Raw genomic sequence first — 18032 nt, 5'->3', positions numbered from 1 at the left:
TCAATCTACTGAAAAAGGCGGGGGTAATGGTTAGCTAGATTTATCAGCAGCCTGCTGGCGAGCTTTCTTTTCAGCCTTTTTCTCGGCACGACGACGCTTAAAAAAAGCCTGCAGTTGATGACGGCACTCATCGGCCAACACCCCAGACTCAATAGCCACATGGTGGTTGACCTGTTCATAACTGAGCAAATTCATAATACTGCCTGCCGCGCCCGTTTTCAGATCATGGGCACCAAACACTACCTTGCCGATCCGGCTATGCACCATGGCACCAGCACACATCGGGCATGGCTCCAGCGTTACATATAAAGTGGCATCGATCAGGCGATAGTTCTGCAATACTTGACCGGCTTGGCGCAGAGCCATAATTTCAGCATGGGCGGTGGCATCATGATGAGTAATGGAGCGGTTCCAGCCTTCACCAATCACTTGCCCCTGATAAACCACAACGGCTCCAACTGGCACTTCACCGGCCTCTTCGGCGCGGGAGGCGAGCTCCATGGCACGGCGCATAAAGTCTTCGTCGTTATATTCAGGGGCTTCATCTGTCCTGGTTGGCTGTGACATAGATCGCTCTGACATGAATGATTTCTACTCGCTATTACTTGAGGCCGCTGATTATACCCAAAAGCCCGAGGGATGCGAGGTATTGGGCCTCCTTGCGGTTATCCTACACCAATGATTCGGCCAAAAAATCCACCAGCAAGCGAACCTTGGGCGATAAATGGCGGTTATGGGGATAGAGAGCCCAGATCCCCTCTTCAGGCTCGCGAAACGTATCCAACACTGTGACCAGTTCACCTTTATCCAAATCATCGCTAATGTAGTAATCCGGTAGCTGAACTAACCCAACCCCTTTCAAAGCAGCATCACGCAAAGCATGGCCACTGGCACAACGTAAGGTTCCATCAACCTTCACACTGCGCTCTTTCCCTGCTTCTTGAAAACGCCAATGATCGTAATTACCCACTAAGCAATTATGGTGACGAAGCTCAGACAGCGAGTGCGGTACGCCGAACTTTTCCAAATAAACCGGAGAGGCACAAACAAACTGGGTACGACTGGCAAGGCGCCTGGCCATCATGGTCGAATTACTAAGCTTTCCGAGGCGGATCGCCAAGTCATACCCACCCTCGACCAAATCCACAGTTTGGTTAGTCAGCACCATATTCACATCCACTTCTGGATACTGCTGCATAAAATCCACTACCAACGGCATGATGTACTGCTCACCATAGGTATAAGGTGCCGTTAGCTTGAGGCTACCCTGCGGGGTATCGCGTCGATCGCTGATCGCCCTTTCGGCCTCTTCCAACCCATCCATCAACCGGCGGCAATGCTGGTAGTAAATGGTGCCTTCTTCGGTCAATGAGACCTTACGGGTTGTGCGGTAAAACAACTTGGTATTGAGTCGATTTTCCAACGCGCTGATCTGGCGACTGACTTGAGCCGTGGAAATACCGAGCTGCTTGGACGCTGCCGTGAAACTCTCGGCTTCCGCTACCGCAACAAATTCGCTGACCCCTTCCCACAAAAACATACCACACCATTATTACTCACCAGAAATAGTTATTTGCATTATAGGGTAATTATCATCACTCAATAAACAAATATACTAAGCCCATCACAACGAAACAGCAGAACACACAATCGCTGCATCATCGTTAATAAATCTCACCTACTGTTATAACAACCGTAGGAACAGCAAAGGGCTTCGCCCAACTATCATAAGAGAGAAATGAAATGTCTGAACAATTTATCAAATCTAAAGCAGCCATCGCATGGGGTCCAAACCAGCCGCTTTCTGTTGAAGAAGTTGACGTGATGCTGCCGAAAAAAGGCGAAGTATTGGTCCGCATCATTGCCACTGGTGTTTGCCACACCGATGCCTTTACCCTGTCAGGTGATGATCCAGAAGGGATCTTCCCTGCAATCCTTGGTCATGAAGGTGGCGGTATTGTTGAGATGATTGGCGAAGGCGTGACTAGCGTAGAAGTTGGCGACCACGTTATCCCGCTTTACACCCCTGAGTGTGGCGAGTGTAAATTCTGTAAGTCAGGTAAAACTAACCTGTGCCAACAGATCCGCGAAACCCAAGGTAAAGGCTTGATGCCAGACGGCACCACCCGTTTCTACAAAGATGGCCAGCCAATTTTCCACTACATGGGTTGCTCAACGTTCTCTGAGTACACAGTACTGCCTGAGATTTCACTGGCGAAAGTCAACAAAGAAGCGCCACTAGAAGAAGTCTGCCTGCTAGGCTGTGGTGTTACGACCGGTATGGGGGCAGTACTGAAAACAGCCAAAGTCCAAAAAGGCGACACTGTTGCCATCTTTGGCCTTGGCGGGATTGGCCTATCAGCTATCATCGGTGCAACCATGTCCGGTGCAAGCCGCATCATCGGTGTCGATATCAACGAGAGCAAATACGCGTTGGCGAAAGAGCTCGGCGCGACAGACTGCATCAACCCGAACGACTACGACAAGCCAATCCAGGAAGTGATTGTCGAAATGACCGATGGCGGTGTGGATTTTTCCTTCGAGTGTATCGGTAACGTCAACGTCATGCGTTCAGCCCTTGAGTGTTGTCACAAAGGTTGGGGTGAATCAGTGATCATCGGTGTTGCTGGTGCTGGCCAGGAAATCTCTACTCGTCCGTTCCAATTGGTAACGGGTCGTGTATGGCGCGGCTCTGCGTTCGGTGGTGTAAAAGGCCGCTCAGAACTGCCTGAAATTGTTGAACGCTACATGGCAGGCGAATTCAAGCTGGATGACTTCATTACCCATACCATGGGTTTGGATGCCATCAACGAAGCCTTTGATCTGATGCATGAAGGCAAGAGCATCCGCTCAGTCATCCACTACGACAAATAATGCTAACGGCTAGGCTCCTGCGGGAGCCTAGCCGTCCAAGCGACTCAAGAGTATCTCAATGACTATCGAAAACGTAAGCTGGAACAAAAGCTTTGGCGGCTGGCACAAGCAATACACCCATCACTCTGCGGTGCTGAACTGCGACATGCGCTTTGCCATTTTCCTCCCACCGCACATCGCTCAAGGGACAAAAGTGCCAGTGCTCTACTGGTTGTCGGGCTTAACCTGCACCGATGAGAACTTCATGCAAAAAGCGGGTGCCCAGCGCCTGGCAGCAGAATTGGGTATTGCCATTGTCACGCCGGATACCAGCCCACGCGGTGAAGGGGTACCCGATGATCCCGAAGGGGCCTACGACTTCGGCTTGGGTGCTGGATTTTATGTCAATGCAACCCAAGCACCGTGGAACCGCCACTACCAAATGTATGATTATGTAGTGAATGAGCTACCAGCCTTGATCGAACAGCACTTCCCTGTAAGTGATAAGAGAGCGATCAGCGGCCACTCAATGGGTGGGCACGGTGCTTTGATGATTGCCCTGCGCAATCCATCACGCTACAGCTCAGTATCGGCCTTCAGCCCAATCAGCAACCCGGTAAATTGCCCTTGGGGTGAAAAAGCCTTGAGCGGTTACCTTGGTGACAATCGCACCAGCTGGCTACAATACGACACCACAGAATTGCTCAAGAATAACCAGCAGCCCGTGCCTGCACTCGTCGATCAAGGGGATCAAGACAGCTTCCTTGAGGAGCAGTTAAAGCCCGATTCACTTGCTGAAGCAGCTCAAAGCATCGACTACCCGCTCGAACTCCGTATGCAGGAAGGCTACGACCACAGCTACTACTTCATCGCCAGTTTTATTGACGATCACCTACGCTTCCATGCCCAGCATCTTCTCTAAGCTACTGCCAGCGATTACCGGTAAACATAAAAAACCCCGCTCGAAGCGGGGTTTCGTTTATCTGTCACTGGCTTTCTATCAATGACTCAATTAAAAGCCTAATGGGATATTAAAGGCAAAGAAAGCAACCAGTACCGTGGTCCATACCGTCAGGAACGCCACCGAATAAGGTACCATCATCGCAATCACATCACCGAACGATAGCTCAGGCTTATACTTACGCATGAAGGCCAAAATAACCCCCGCATAACTCATCATTGGCGTAATAATGTTGGTTGATGAATCCGCCACACGATAAGCCGCTGTGACAAGATCCGGCGTCATATTTGGGTTTACCTGGTACAGCATTGGCACGAAGATCGGGCCCAGTAGCATCCACTTCGACGTCAGACCGCCCACAAACAGATTAATTACCGCAGTTGTCAGGATAAAGCCGATGATCAGAAGGATTGGAAATTCTTGCAAACCCAAAGCACTCAGGAAGCTCGCACCAAGGTAGGTTACATAGGTACCCAAGCCGGAGAAGCCAAGTAGCGCCAAGAAGTTATAACAGAAGAACGTCAACACCAAGATATAGCCCATGGTGTTCATCTGCGTCACCATTGCCTTTACGACATCCTGCAGCGACTTGAACTTACCTGTTGCTGCTCCGAAGAAAACACCGACAACCGCAAAGACCATAGCGATCAGCAAGATCACATTATCAAGGTAAGGGGTCACTTCGCGGCCAGCTTCGTTGGTGTACGTCGCCAAAGGCCCCATTGCCAAGCCAACCACGGCAGCCAGAGCAATGATCAGCCCCAAGCCCGCAGCACGAAGACCTTTATTCTCTGTATCCGATACCTTGAAGTCATCTAAATTCAAGTCTTCCGGCAGCTGGTAAGACATTTTCTCAAGGCGAGGAGCAACAAAACGCGTCGTTACCCAAGCACCTAGCCCTGCCAGAAGGAAAGTTGAAGCAAAAATGAAGAAATAGTGCATTGTTGCAGGATTAAGCGCTTCACCCGCCGCGTTTTCAAACGGGATCCCTTGAGATTCAGCAAAGATACGTGCATTAGCCCCCAAAATAACGTCAACAGGCGTCGCAGGAATCAAGTTGGCACTGAAACCTGCCGATACGCCAGCAAAACCAGCAGCCATACCAATAAGTGGGTTCTTACCCAAGCCAGCATAAAGCAGACCTGCAAGAGGGATCAGGATCAGGTAACCAGCATCTGTTGCAATCGAGCTCATGATACCCAGGAAAACAACCAACAACGGTAGATAGCGGTCATTAATTCGCAGACCGACTTTCTTTATCACCGTCGATAGCAAGCCAGAGTTTTCTGCGATACCGACACCTAGCATCACAATCAAGATAACGCCAAGGACACCGCCACCAAATGACAGCCAGTTGGTTAGTAATGCATTATCAAACATCCAACGGACATTCTCCGTTGCCATCATATTTTTGACACTGTGGGTCACCGCACCGCCATCAGCACCTGTAATGTCAAACTGTAAGCCTCCAATAGCAGCAGTCAACACCAAACAGAATACAAATAGCGACATGAAAATAATGACAGGATCAGGGATTTTTTTACCAGCCCGTTCGATGAACGCGATGATGCCTTTCTGCGAAGGCGGGTTCGAAATGGTCTCACTCATAATCGTACTTCCTTAATACACCGATTGAGTTTTAATGTTGTGTTTTAATCGGAAAGTAACAAATCATTCCATCTGAGTAAAACCACTAAACCAGAGCAAAAGCAAATCAATAAACCATAATACAAGAAAGATATAGAATAAAACCCCATTCAGCTCATATTAAGCAACAAACCAACCTGTACTACCGGAAAAGTACAGCATTAAAATTTTGCAAAATTAAATTTCAAATATTGCAACAAAATCAGCATTAACAATCATCCAACACCGATTTATTGATATCGACAATATCAGACTACTTTTCACCAACATCATATTCAGTGAAGGAATGGCCAGCTCACGGATCACAAGCATAAAAAAAGCCCCGCAGAGCGGGGCTTTTTATTCAGCAAGTAAATTACATGCCGTAGGTATAAGGTGCTTGGATACCTAGAGGAATACCGATTGCCCAGTAGATAAGTAGGAAGATAGTCCAACCAATCAGCATTGCAATCGAGTAAGGCATCATCATTGAAGCCAGAGAACCAATACCTGAGCTCTTCACATAGCGCTGCATGTAAACAACAACCAGTGGGAAGAACACCATCATCGGAGAAATGATGTTAGATACAGAGTCACCAACACGGTATGCCGCCTGAGTCAGCTCAGGAGAGATACCAACAGCCATCAACATCGGAACCATGATAGGACCGATCAGGGCCCACTTCGCAGATGCGGAACCAACCAGTAGGTTAACGAATGCTGTTAGTAGAATCATACCAACGATAGTTACCTGACCCGGTAAGTTCATCGCTTGAAGAAGCTGAGCACCAGAAAGAGCGAGTAGTGTACCAAGGTTAGATTGAGTAAAGGCAACAAGGAACTGGGCGATAAAGAACGCCATTACCATGAAGCTACCCATGCTGCTCATCGTTGCAGACATTGACTTGATGATATCGTCACTTGCCTTGAACGTACCGGCAATGCGGCCGTAAACCACACCAGGGATAACGAACAAGATAAAGATAAGCGGTACGATAGACTGCATTACCGGTGCGTTAAATGCGGTGATTTCACCTGCTGGATTACGCAATGGTGATGCCTCAGGGATCAGCGACACAATCAGCACGGCAACACCGGCCATCATTGCCCAACCTGCACGTGAGAAAGCTTTACTTTCCAGCTCAGTGAAAGAGCCCATATCCGGTGCTTCTTCCGCATCATCATCGATAGCTGTTTGAGATAGGCGTGGCTCGATAACGCGGTCAGTGATGTACCAACCAATGCTCACGATAAGCAGTGAAGACAGGCCAGTAAAGAAGATATTAGAAAGCGGGTTTACAATATATTCAGGGTCAAGAATTTGCGCCGCTTCTTGCGTGAAGCCAGCCAATAGAGGGTCGATACCTGAAGGAACAAAGTTTGCTGCAAAGCCACCTGATACACCAGCGAATGCGGCTGCAATACCGGCTAGAGGATGGCGGCCTGCTGCGTGGAAGATAATACCACCCAACGGGATAACCAGTACGTAACCTGCATCAGCGGCAGTGTGCGATACGATTGCAACCAGAATTAACACAGGCGTGATGAATTTAGCCGGTGTTACGTTCAGCATCTTCTTAAGGCCGGTATTGATAAAGCCAGAAGCCTCAGCAACACCTACACCTAGCATTGCTACAAGCACAATACCCAACGGTGCAAAGCCAGTGAAGTTTGTCACCATAGTCGCAAGGAAGTTTGCAAACGCTTCGCCGGTCAGTAGGTTGTTAACTTCTACTGCTTGGCCAGAAACGGGGTGAATTAAACCAAATTCGAACTGAGAGAAAACGGCAGATAAAACCCAAACAAGGATCAATCCCCAGAAGAAGAGCAAGGCAGGATCAGGGATCTTGTTACCTGTACGCTCAATAAAGTTAAGAAACTTATTCATCGCACTCGGCGACTCATTAGGTGTCTTGTTGACAGCTTGATTGCTCATGGGAACTCCATGGTCATTAGTGATGTTGTAAGTTTGCGGCGTTAGATTGTCGTTGTATCGCCGTCAATCCGATTTTTCTAAAACAGAAAAAGCTTGTGGCGAATTGTAATGAAAAGTTCAAAGAAATACGCACGATCCACCATGCATTAGTGAACTCACGCAATACCATATTGTAATAAAATATTAATGCAAAACATCCTACTAACAAGCACGTTACAACCCCACACCCAAAGCACAACAATACTTTCATTTATATAAATTATTTCCTTACTCTTTCCTTAGATCACATCATAAGCTATCTAAACCTGACCAGATAAGAAATGAAAGCAAGTTAGTGTTACCAAGTCATAAACTGATATGGCCTCATAGCTCTCCCTGTGAAAGACTCTGTCATATATAAGCAATAGTCCGCTCGGCATTACTACAGTTTAGCCAAAAAAAAGAAGCACCCGAGGGTGCTTCTTCTTATTCAATGAAGCTAAGCTGAAGTCAGCGAAAATAAGGGGGTTATTCCCACTCGATAGTAGCAGGTGGCTTACCCGATACATCGTAAACAACACGAGAGATGCCATCTACTTCATTGATGATACGGTTTGAAACCTTACCTAAGAAATCGTACGGCAGGTGAGCCCAGTGCGCTGTCATGAAGTCGATAGTCTCTACCGCGCGCAGTGACACAACCCAGTCGTATTTGCGGCCATCGCCCATAACACCAACAGAGCGGACTGGCAGGAACACAGTAAATGCCTGCGAGACTTTGTTATACAGATCCGCTTTGTGCAACTCTTCGATGAAGATAGCATCAGCACGGCGTAGCAAATCACAGTATTCTTTCTTCACTTCACCCAGTACACGTACACCTAGACCAGGACCCGGGAATGGGTGGCGGTAAAGCATATTGTAAGGTAGGCCAAGCTCAAGACCAATCTTACGTACTTCATCTTTAAACAGTTCGCGTAGTGGCTCAACTAAGCCCATTTCCATGTCATCTGGTAGACCACCAACATTGTGGTGAGATTTGATAACGTGTGCTTTACCGTTCTTAGAAGCCGCAGATTCGATAACATCTGGATAGATTGTACCCTGCGCCAGCCATTTGGCATTTTTCAGTTTTTTCGATTCTTCATCAAAAACGTCGATAAACACGTGGCCGATAATCTTACGCTTCGTTTCAGGATCGTTCTCGCCAGCGAGTGCATCAAGGAAACGATCTTCCGCTTTAACATGCACGATGTTCAGGCCAAAGTGATCACCGAACATATCCATAACTTGCTGGCCTTCGTTCAAACGGAGTAATCCGTTATCAACAAAGACGCATGTCAGTTTGTCACCAATTGCACGGTGAATCAGCATCGCAACAACCGATGAATCAACACCACCAGATAGGCCAAGGATAACTTCGTCGTCACCTACTTGTGCTTTAATGTTTGCGACTGCATCATCGATAATATTTGCCGAAGTCCACAGTTTCTCACAGCCACACACTTCAAGAACAAAGTTCTCGATCATACGCATACCTTGACGCGTATGTGTTACTTCAGGGTGGAACTGTACGCCGTAAAAACGTTTTTCTTCATTAGCCATTGCAGCATATGGACAAGTCTCTGTCTCTGCTACTTTCACGAAGTCAGATGGGATTTCGACCACTTTGTCACCGTGGCTCATCCATACATCAAGTAATGGCGCACCGTCTTCTGCGATAGCATCTTCGATGTTCTGGAAGAAAACGGTTGGCTCAACCACTTTGACCTGAGCATAACCAAACTCACGCTCAGTAGAGCCCGCTACTTTACCACCTAGTTGCTCGGCCATTGTCTGCATACCGTAGCAAACACCGAAAACAGGTACACCAGCTTCGAACACATACTGCGGTGCGCGAGGTGAACCTTCTTCTGTCACACTTTCCGGGCCACCAGAAAGGATGATGCCATCAGGGTTGAAGTCGCGAATATCCGCTTCATCAACGTCCCAGCTCCAAAGCTCACAGTAAACACCAATTTCACGGATACGACGTGCAATAAGCTGGGTGTACTGGGAACCAAAGTCCAGGATCAGGATACGCTGGTCATGAATATTTGTGGTCGTGGTCATTCGAGCTGTCTCAAAAAATAAGTGAAAGGTGGGGGCATAAAAACGCCCCCGATCTTATAGAAGTTTTGCGTTTAGGCAAACGTTTTCGTCAGTTGCTGGTGCAGCTGTTGAAAATTAACCCAAACGGTAGTTAGGTGCTTCTTTGGTGATCGTCACATCGTGAACGTGTGATTCATTCAAACCAGCACCAGAAATGCGAACAAACTCAGCTTGGGTACGCAGCGCTTCGATAGTCGCAGAGCCGGTCAGACCCATGCTTGAACGCAGGCCACCCATTTGCTGGTGAACGATTTCCTTCATGTGGCCTTTGTAAGCAACACGGCCTTCGATACCTTCAGGAACCAGCTTATCTGCTGCGTTATCCGTCTGGAAGTAGCGGTCAGAAGAGCCTTTCGACATTGCGCCCAGTGAACCCATGCCACGGTAAGATTTGTAAGCACGGCCTTGGTACAGCTCAACTTCACCTGGTGCTTCTTCTGTACCTGCGAACATTGAACCAACCATCACACATGATGCGCCGGCAGCAATGGCTTTACACATATCGCCGGAGAAACGGATACCACCGTCGGCAATAACCGGAATATCATATTGGTCAGCAACAGCAACAGCTTCAGCAATCGCGGTTACCTGAGGAACACCTACACCGGTGACGATACGAGTGGTGCAGATAGAGCCCGGGCCGATACCCACTTTTACTGTGCTCACACCGGCTTCGATAAGTGCACGGGCACCTTCTGCCGTAGCGACGTTACCACCAACGATTGGCAGGTCAGGGAACGCTTCGCGTGTTTCGCGGATACGGGTAAGGACACCTTCAGAGTGGCCGTGAGAAGAATCGATAAGCAGTACGTCAACGCCAGCTTCAACCAACGCCTTAACACGCTCTTCGTTACCAGCACCAGCACCAACAGCGGCACCTACGCGAAGACGGCCACGCTCATCTTTACATGCGTTGGGCTTACGCTCAGCTTTCTGGAAATCTTTCGCAGTGATCATACCGCGAAGCTGGAAGTCATCGTTGACTAGCAGCACTTTCTCAACGCGGTACTGCTGCATGATAGCTTCAACTTCTTCACGCGATGCGCCTTCTTTAGCAGAAGCCAGTTTATCTTTTGACGTCATCACTTCTTCAACCTTCATCGAAAGGTCAGTAACAAAGCGGACATCGCGACCTGTGATAATACCCACCAGCTCGTTGGTATCAGAAACAACAGGGTAACCGGCAAAACCGTTTTCAATAGTCAGACGCTTTACATCTTCAATTGTGTTGTAAGGCTTTACGGTAACAGGCTCAGAAACCACACCGGCTTCGAACTTTTTCACCATGCGAACTTCATTGGCTTGTTGCTCAATGGACATGTTCTTGTGGATGAAACCGATGCCGCCTTCCTGGGCAAGGGCAATTGCCAGGCGACCTTCTGTCACAGTATCCATTGACGCAGACACCATCGGAATGTTCAACGTAATGTCTTTTGTCAGGCGGGTGCGCAGATCGGCAGTGTTAGGCAGTACAGTAGAATGGGCTGGAACCAGTAGGACATCATCGAAAGTCAAAGCTTCTTGTTTGATTCGTAACATTGCAATATCTCACACCAAGTAGAGGTTTAAAGAAGGATAAAATATTGCGGACGAATTATACGGGTGAAGCAATCGATTGGCCAGACTTTTTTTTATTTTTTAAATTGACAAATTTGCCTTGATGTGTAGTATATTTCGGTTAAGTTTCCGGTGCTTCGGTCAGCATAATACGACCAAGATCTGTCCATAGATCTGCCCAGGCTTTGTTCTCCACGTCCTGAGGCGCGTCTACCGCACACCCCAGCCTTCCAATATCCAATACAGGTATCTTGTCTTGTGACGTTATTTGCGCAGCAGAACCAGACCAATGACCGTATCTACACCGTTTCCAGCCTCAATGCTCAAGTTCGTTTGATCCTTGAAAATGAAATGGGCGTGGTTTGGTTGATTGGTGAACTGTCGAACCTCTCCATGCCCGTGTCCGGCCATTGGTATTTCACCCTTAAAGACTCACGCGCCCAAGTTAAATGCGCCATGTTCAAAGGCAGCAACCGCCGTGTGACCTTCAAACCGGCAAATGGCACCCAGGTACTGGTCAAGGCTCGCCTGTCACTCTACGAACCGCGTGGTGACTATCAGTTAATCATCGAGAGTATGCAACCTGAGGGAGATGGTCGTCTACAACAACAGTTTGAGCAACTGAAAATGAACCTAGCTGCCGAAGGCCTGTTCGCCCAGACACTCAAACAACCGCTGCCAGATCAACCGCAACGAGTAGGAGTTATCACCTCTAAGACCGGTGCCGCTCTGCACGATATCCTCAATGTTCTTCAACGCCGCGATCCCAGCCTACCGGTGGTCATTTACCCAACGATAGTCCAAGGGGAAGGTGCAGCTATATCGATTGCCCAAGCCATTGGTCGTGCCAACGCCCGCCGTGAGTGTGATGTTTTGATTGTCGGCCGAGGTGGTGGCTCGCTAGAAGATCTATGGGCCTTCAACGAGGAAATCGTAGCGCGGACCATTGCCGCCAGCCAGATCCCAATCGTCAGCGCCGTCGGCCATGAGGTCGATGTCACCATCGCGGATTTTGTTGCCGATGTCCGGGCGCCGACGCCTTCCGCTGCCGCCGAGCTGATCAGCCGCGATATGGGCTTCCAGACCCAGAAAATAAGCCAAAAAACTCAGCAGCTTCAGCATGCAATGCGCCACTACCTATCCGGCAGGCAAGCACACACTGTCCGCCTGCAGCATCGCCTTGATCGACAGCACCCGCAAGTGCGCCTTAACCAGCAGCAACAGCAGTTGGACGAATTGTCAGGCAAGCTAGAATTAGCAATGAAACAACGTCTGGGCCGTCACCAAAAGCACATTGACCGTATTGACTACAAACTGGCACTCAACTCACCGACGCAAGTTGTCAAAGCGCAACAAAACCGGCTTGAGAGATTACAGCAACGACTTCAAGATGGAATGGATCGCCGCCTGCTCAATGCCAGCCACAAGCTCGCTATGGCAGCTGAAAAGCTGGAAACCGTTAGTCCACTGGCGACCCTAGGCCGCGGCTACTCAATTACCCGCAACCGCAAGGGACAGGTCGTCCGTAGTGCTGAACAAGTCAAACATGGTGATAGCCTGCGGACAACCCTCGCCGACGGGGAAATCCATTCTATTGTGTCTGAATCGGCAGACTAAGTGGCCATAACTTGTCCTCTAGATCAGCCATAACACGCTGGTAACTACAAAGCGTCAGATCAAAAATGCCGCCAGTAATCACACCTGGCGGCATTTCTATTTCAGCTGCTTATTCCGATTGAGATTACGCTTGTTCAAATATAAATCTGACCCGAGACTTGGACTTCAGCTCATTGCAGCTATTGCAGAAATAGCTCGCCGCCCCACACGCCTGAAGCTTGTCCAACTCGGCCTCGCAATCAGGACAAAAAGCCTTTTTGATAAACGTCGTGCTGCAGCACCCGCAATGGTACTTCCCTTCCTGCCACTCGAGTTCTTGTTGACAACTCGGACAAATATTCTGGTTCATTTTCTTTCCCTTAATACCAATCTGGATAAGTAGTTGATCAAGTATTTGCACTGGAAAAATCGTTGTTATCAAGGCAGATATTGCAGTAACTAGTGGCTCTAATTACAAAATATCTAACGCAGAAAACAGCGATTTTAACCTGCAAGGTTGAGCAAATATTTATGTAGGTTGGTATAAATACCAATCACCCAATAATAATTCAATTTTCCAGCCTGCACCTTTGATCCGGCTCAGTAATAACCCGCATCCCGATCGTACTTCAAACCGGTGATCAACGCTAAAAGCCATGGTGATCAGCGATCAGGTACCAAAAGAACATTTATCAATACACATCCCGAAAGCATAAGTTACATGTTCTGTTTTTCAATTTTAAACGATATTTAATATTAAAACTTCCGGTACAAAGCCAGTTGATCAAGAAGATTAGAAATAAGCACTAAAAAGATCGCACTTATACCAAGCGACTTAACGAAAAAACCTAATCAACTGATAAATATAAAAAAATCGCCAAGCGGCGATTTTTCCTGTCTTCAAACAGTTGATCAAGCTGGAGAGCTATATGTTAACATCACCAGCTCCTGATCGCTGTCAATACGGAACTCTACCCGTAATGCCGTATATTCTGCTAGTGAGCGGATATGACTACCACCACAGGGGATCTCCACCACTTGGCCTTCCTGTAGATCACAGCGCCAATAGCGGGAATCGGTCAGCGCTTCCCCTTCCCTTCGCATATCTACCAGGTAACCCGCCTCACACCATAGCGCAAGCTGCTGATTGATATGCTCGGTGATAACAGGCAAAGCGGCCAGCATATCGGCCGCATTGAGGCCACGTTTGCGCAGGGTTTTACCAATACGATAGGTATCAGTGCTGCAATCTTCGGTTACTCTGCTCTCTGTCTGCGCGTAGCTGTGAAAATCATAATGGCCTAGCTCATCTTTGCGTGATGCATCCTTGCGCCAGAAATCATGGTGCAGCACCTTGTTCAGAGCAAGTGATGACAGGTGGCCGCCACTGTGACCACGGCTCAGGGCTAACTGGTATTGCTCATCAACATTCAGCATGACCTTACCGCCTGCGGGAAAATCTACAGCTTCAGCCAGCTGATGCACCACCACAAACACCCATCCTGGCTCATCGCGTTTCACCGGGATATCTGCACCAACGTGCAGCAGACCGCTCTCCAGTTCAACGGCGCCAACGAGGCAATCGACAACCTCATACGCATGCCCTGCTTGTGTCAATGTACCGCGATCAGCTGGGTGATCCGGCCAGATATGGCTAACAGGATGGAATGGCGTCTTATCGGTAACAACGTAGCAGCCCTGAGACGGAGTGGCCACTGCTGTCAGTTGTACGTCCGCTTCACATTGATAGATACGCTCAGGAAAAAGTACATGGGTCGCGCTGATCACAATGATGGATATCCTTGCAGGTAGATAGGAAGGTGATAATAACAAAAAACCCGACCAAGTGGCCGGGTTTGTCTATACAGCGGAATAAGTCGCTTGTTAGCGACCTAAACAGTAATTAGCTATCGCCGTCGCGATCACGGTTTTTCAGTGCTGTAGCCAGACGCTTGCGCTGACGCTCCTGAGAAATCGTTAGCTTTTGCTTCTTGGTTTCGAACGGGTTCTCGCTGTTCTGGAACTGAATACGAATTGGCGTACCCATCATTTCCAAAGACTTGCGGTAGTAGTTCATCAAGTAGCGCTTGTACGAGCCCGGTAGTTCATTCACCTGATTACCGTGAATAACAATAATCGGTGGGTTGTAACCACCAGCGTGGGCATACTTCAGTTTTACACGGCGACCACGGATCATTGGTGGCTGGTGATCGTCCTGCGCCATCTGCATAATGCGAGTCAGCAACGAGGTGCTGATACGCTTAGTTGCTGACTGGTAGGCTTCCTGTACTGATTCGTAAAGGTGACCAACACCGGTACCATGTAAAGCCGAGATAAAGTGAAGGCGGGCAAAGTCGACAAAGCCCAAGCGACGGTCCAGTTCAGACTTCACACGCTCTTTGACTTCGTTATCCAAGCCATCCCACTTATTAACGGCAATAACCAGTGAACGACCAGCATTCAGGGCAAAACCAAGCAGGCTCAAGTCCTGATCAGAAATGTTTTCACGCGCATCGATGACCAGCAGAACAACATTGGCATCTTCCACCGCTTTCAGCGTCTGGATCACCGAGAATTTTTCTACCGCTTGATGCATGTTCTTACGACGACGGATCCCCGCCGTATCAATCAGAACATACTCCTGGCCTTCGCGCTCCATAGGAATGTAGATGGAATCACGGGTGGTACCCGGCATATCGTACACAACGACACGCTCTTCACCTAGGATACGGTTAGTCAGTGTCGACTTACCGACATTCGGGCGGCCAATAATCGCCATCTTGATTGGCTGCTCTTGCAAGCGCTTATACGCCGCTTCCGCATCCTCTTCAGACAGATTAGCTTTCTCGATATCTTCAACTGACGTCAAATCTTCGATGAACACTTCATCACTGTCTTCATCTGTTGATTCGTTCAGGCTATCCGCGAAAGGGGCCAGTGCACGCTCCATCAGTGCCGTCACACCACGGTTTTGCGCCGCGGCGATCTGGTACATACCGTTCATGCCCAACTTCCAAAATTCGGCACAAGCGCTGTCACCATCAACACCATCAATCTTGTTTACCACCAAGAAAGTCGGCTTTTCACGGCTACGAAGGTGCTTAGCAATAGCTTCATCCGACGATGTCAGGCCAGCACGACCATCCACAAGGAACAAGACAACATCAGCCTCCTCGATCGCCGCCAGTGATTGCTCGGCCATTTTGGTTTCGACGCCTTCTTCAGTTCCGTCGATACCACCGGTATCAATCACAATAAATTCATGCTCTTCGAGCTCAGCCTTACCGTATTTACGATCCCTTGTTAGGCCAGGAAAGTCAGCTACCAGCGCATCCCTTGTACGGGTAAGACGGTTAAATAACGTCGATTTACCCACGTTTGGGCGCCCGACAAGGGCAACAACAGGAATCATAAGTACCTCTTACTTTTCATAGTCATAATGACATATTTTCCATTCATTCTTGCCTCCAGCCAGGTCAATAGCCTGCACCTTCATCCGACAATAATATCGCGAACGGATATAACAACAACGGCTCCTGACTGTGTCTACAGCAGGAGCCGAGAATAATAATGGCGCGTATTATAACGGCAAATTACGGCATTTGCATTTTGTTAATACGCCCATCGCGGGTGATCACCAAGTAACCATCACTCATCCGGACCGGTGGTACCGCAATACCGCTACCGTCTGTTTCCTGTTGGGCAACAAAATCACCACTGTATGGGTCGATCCAATGCAAGTAGCCTTCGCTATCACCCACCACCAGATAACCATCAATTACAGTAGGTGCGCTGAGCAAACGGTACTCCAGCTGACTATTCGACCATAGCTCCGTGCCACTGCGGGTATCTACCGCAACAACATGGTCTTTATCTGTGATCAAATATAGCTGACTACCATCGATAGCAAAGTCAGTGGCCGAAGAATAGTTGCGCTTCCATGCCGGCTGGCCAGTACGCAAATCAATCGAGACCAAGCTGCCATTAAAGCCAAGGGCTAATAGACGTTCGCCATCGATAACTGGGGTAGCATCAACATCAACCAGACGGTCAATCTCGGTACCGCCTTTTGGCGAACCAATCGGCTGTTGCCACAACATCTGGCCGTTGCCCATCAAGGCTCCCGCCAAACGACCATTAGCCTGTCCCCAGAATACACCACCAGAAATCGACACTGGCGAGCTGTCACCGCGAAGGGTCAGGGTTGGCACTTCGCTACCCAACTGCCAGCGGCTTTCGCCACTGTCGGCATCCAGCGCCTGCAAGATACCACGACTGGTATTAACCACCACCAAGCCTTCATCGACCAATGGCTTTGACAATACCTCGCCTTCTACCGTTTGGCGCCAAACAACCTCACCGGTTTCTTCATCAAGGGCTATGACCTCGGCATTTTCCGAGCCAATAAACACCTTGCCGTATGACAAGCTCATACCACCAGCCAATCTTGCGGAAATATCCCCTTCAAGATCCTGCTGCCAGATTTCCTTGCCCGTATCCGGATCCAGCGCTTTAACCAAACCAGTACGGTCAGCAACAAACACCTTACCATAGCCCACTGCCGGGCTCAGCTTGGAAAAGAAATGGCCAACGCCATCCCCAACCTTGCTGCTCCACCCTTGCACCGGGGTAAACGAGCTTTCAACCACTGGCAACGGTGCCATCTGGATAGTGTCTTCTTCGCTGGCACAACCCGCAAGCAGACCGACAGCCAATGCGACCGAAACTGCTTGCTTCAAGACCTTCTGCATACGCTCTACCTTACTGTGCCAAGTCGTCTAGCTTGATCTGCAAGGCCGGTGATGTACCAAGCTGCTGTGCGCTCACATAAGCTTCACGCGCCGCTTCAACATCACCTTTTTGCAACAAAACATCACCACGTAGCTCAGCCACTTTGGCCTGCCAGCTTTCAGCTGTCACTTTGTCCAGTTCTGATAGCGCCTTGTCGAAAGTATCCTGCTCAGCATAAATACGTGCCAGGCGGGTTTGTGCAATCGGTAAGATCGCGACATCTTTGGTATTGGCGATAGCCCAGCTTAACTGCTCGGCGGCACCATCCAAGTCACCGTTATCAACCTGTGCTTTCGCCAGTTGAAGGGCTGCCAAAACAGAGTACTGGCTGCTTTCGTGGGCTGCGATAAATGCCTGTACATCTGCAATGGCTGACTCGCTGCCATTTTCCAGGCGGTTAACCACCTGGGTATATGCATCGGATGCCTGCTCCTTGGCTGACTGAACTTCCGACTGGTAGTAACGCCAGCCAAACAGACCACCCAAACCAATCACAGTTCCGAGAACAACGGCTTTACCGTTTTCTTTCCACCAAGCCTTTATCTGTTCAACTTGTTGTTCTTCTGTGATATTGCCGTCCAC

Annotated in this window: 14 protein-coding genes; 3 read left to right on the top strand and 11 right to left on the bottom strand. The window is 48.9% G+C overall.

All coding sequences use genetic code 11. The features are described from left to right. Positions 1 to 30: 30 nt before the first annotated feature. Positions 31 to 567: a tRNA adenosine(34) deaminase TadA gene (tadA, locus tag ACVA58_RS15530; RefSeq protein ID WP_446511326.1), complete on the bottom strand. Its 537-nt coding sequence runs from the start codon at positions 565 to 567 to the stop codon at positions 31 to 33. A gap of 103 nt (positions 568 to 670) precedes the next feature. Next, positions 671 to 1540: a LysR substrate-binding domain-containing protein gene (locus tag ACVA58_RS15525; RefSeq protein WP_446511325.1), complete on the bottom strand. Its 870-nt coding sequence runs from the start codon at positions 1538 to 1540 to the stop codon at positions 671 to 673. Positions 1541 to 1743: 203 nt separating this feature from the next. On the opposite strand from ACVA58_RS15525, the gene ACVA58_RS15520 reads away from it, so the two are divergent. Together ACVA58_RS15520 and fghA are read left to right on the top strand one after the other, a co-directional pair. Then, a complete protein-coding gene (locus ACVA58_RS15520) occupies positions 1744 to 2874 on the top strand; it encodes an S-(hydroxymethyl)glutathione dehydrogenase/class III alcohol dehydrogenase (RefSeq protein WP_446511324.1) in 1131 nt (376 codons plus the stop codon). 58 nt (positions 2875 to 2932) lie between these two features. Next, positions 2933 to 3775, top strand: a complete 843-nt coding sequence (fghA, locus tag ACVA58_RS15515) for an S-formylglutathione hydrolase (protein ID WP_446511323.1) — start codon at positions 2933 to 2935, stop codon at positions 3773 to 3775. Positions 3776 to 3865: 90 nt separating this feature from the next. On the opposite strand, the gene ACVA58_RS15510 is transcribed toward fghA, so the two are convergent. From ACVA58_RS15510 to guaB, 4 genes are all read right to left on the bottom strand, one after another. Continuing rightward, entirely contained in the window at positions 3866 to 5422 is a 1557-nt protein-coding gene (locus tag ACVA58_RS15510) for an AbgT family transporter (protein WP_446511322.1), read from the bottom strand. 394 nt (positions 5423 to 5816) lie between these two features. Continuing rightward, entirely contained in the window at positions 5817 to 7376 is a 1560-nt protein-coding gene (locus ACVA58_RS15505; RefSeq protein WP_446511321.1) for an AbgT family transporter, read from the bottom strand. Between the two features lie 507 nt (positions 7377 to 7883). Beyond that, entirely contained in the window at positions 7884 to 9467 is a 1584-nt protein-coding gene (gene guaA, locus ACVA58_RS15500) for a glutamine-hydrolyzing GMP synthase (protein WP_446511320.1), read from the bottom strand. A 114-nt stretch (positions 9468 to 9581) separates the two neighbouring features. Beyond that, complete coding sequence (guaB, locus tag ACVA58_RS15495) at positions 9582 to 11045, bottom strand: IMP dehydrogenase (protein WP_446511319.1); 1464 nt, start codon at positions 11043 to 11045, stop codon at positions 9582 to 9584. Positions 11046 to 11321: 276 nt separating this feature from the next. On the opposite strand from guaB, the gene xseA reads away from it, so the two are divergent. Next, positions 11322 to 12680, top strand: a complete 1359-nt coding sequence (gene xseA, locus ACVA58_RS15490; protein ID WP_446511318.1) for an exodeoxyribonuclease VII large subunit — start codon at positions 11322 to 11324, stop codon at positions 12678 to 12680. Between the two features lie 124 nt (positions 12681 to 12804). Here xseA and ACVA58_RS15485 read toward each other — a convergent pair whose 3' ends face one another. From ACVA58_RS15485 to ACVA58_RS15465, 5 genes are all read right to left on the bottom strand, one after another. Continuing rightward, positions 12805 to 13029 carry a zinc ribbon domain-containing protein gene (locus ACVA58_RS15485; protein ID WP_446511317.1) on the bottom strand — a complete coding sequence of 75 codons (225 nt, stop codon included), beginning with the start codon at positions 13027 to 13029 and terminating at the stop codon, positions 12805 to 12807. Positions 13030 to 13571: 542 nt separating this feature from the next. Next, complete coding sequence (locus ACVA58_RS15480) at positions 13572 to 14453, bottom strand: alanyl-tRNA editing protein (RefSeq protein ID WP_446511423.1); 882 nt, start codon at positions 14451 to 14453, stop codon at positions 13572 to 13574. Positions 14454 to 14562: 109 nt separating this feature from the next. Continuing rightward, the gene (gene der / locus ACVA58_RS15475; RefSeq protein ID WP_446511316.1) at positions 14563 to 16071 is read right to left on the bottom strand and encodes a ribosome biogenesis GTPase Der; all 1509 of its coding nucleotides are present in this window, start codon (positions 16069 to 16071) and stop codon (positions 14563 to 14565) included. Positions 16072 to 16252: 181 nt separating this feature from the next. After that, positions 16253 to 17410 carry an outer membrane protein assembly factor BamB gene (bamB, locus tag ACVA58_RS15470; RefSeq protein WP_446511315.1) on the bottom strand — a complete coding sequence of 386 codons (1158 nt, stop codon included), beginning with the start codon at positions 17408 to 17410 and terminating at the stop codon, positions 16253 to 16255. Positions 17411 to 17420: 10 nt separating this feature from the next. Next, entirely contained in the window at positions 17421 to 18032 is a 612-nt protein-coding gene (locus tag ACVA58_RS15465; protein WP_446511314.1) for a YfgM family protein, read from the bottom strand.

It is taken from the genome of Photobacterium sp. DNB22_13_2 (genome assembly GCF_052873915.1).
This window is presented reverse-complemented; position numbering and strand designations above follow the sequence as displayed.

Bases quoted from the DNA above. Each gene is read 5' to 3' on its own strand.
- tadA (WP_446511326.1), bottom strand. From the start codon at position 567: ATGTCACAGCCAACCAGGACAGATGAAGCCCCTGAATATAACGACGAA.
- ACVA58_RS15525 (WP_446511325.1), bottom strand. From the start codon at position 1,540: ATGTTTTTGTGGGAAGGGGTCAGCGAATTTGTTGCGGTAGCGGAAGCC.
- ACVA58_RS15520 (WP_446511324.1), top strand. From the start codon at position 1,744: ATGTCTGAACAATTTATCAAATCTAAAGCAGCCATCGCATGGGGTCCA.
- fghA (WP_446511323.1), top strand. From the start codon at position 2,933: ATGACTATCGAAAACGTAAGCTGGAACAAAAGCTTTGGCGGCTGGCAC.
- ACVA58_RS15510 (WP_446511322.1), bottom strand. From the start codon at position 5,422: ATGAGTGAGACCATTTCGAACCCGCCTTCGCAGAAAGGCATCATCGCG.
- ACVA58_RS15505 (WP_446511321.1), bottom strand. From the start codon at position 7,376: ATGAGCAATCAAGCTGTCAACAAGACACCTAATGAGTCGCCGAGTGCG.
- guaA (WP_446511320.1), bottom strand. From the start codon at position 9,467: ATGACCACGACCACAAATATTCATGACCAGCGTATCCTGATCCTGGAC.
- guaB (WP_446511319.1), bottom strand. From the start codon at position 11,045: ATGTTACGAATCAAACAAGAAGCTTTGACTTTCGATGATGTCCTACTG.
- ACVA58_RS15485 (WP_446511317.1), bottom strand. From the start codon at position 13,029: ATGAACCAGAATATTTGTCCGAGTTGTCAACAAGAACTCGAGTGGCAG.
- der (WP_446511316.1), bottom strand. From the start codon at position 16,071: ATGATTCCTGTTGTTGCCCTTGTCGGGCGCCCAAACGTGGGTAAATCG.
- bamB (WP_446511315.1), bottom strand. From the start codon at position 17,410: ATGCAGAAGGTCTTGAAGCAAGCAGTTTCGGTCGCATTGGCTGTCGGT.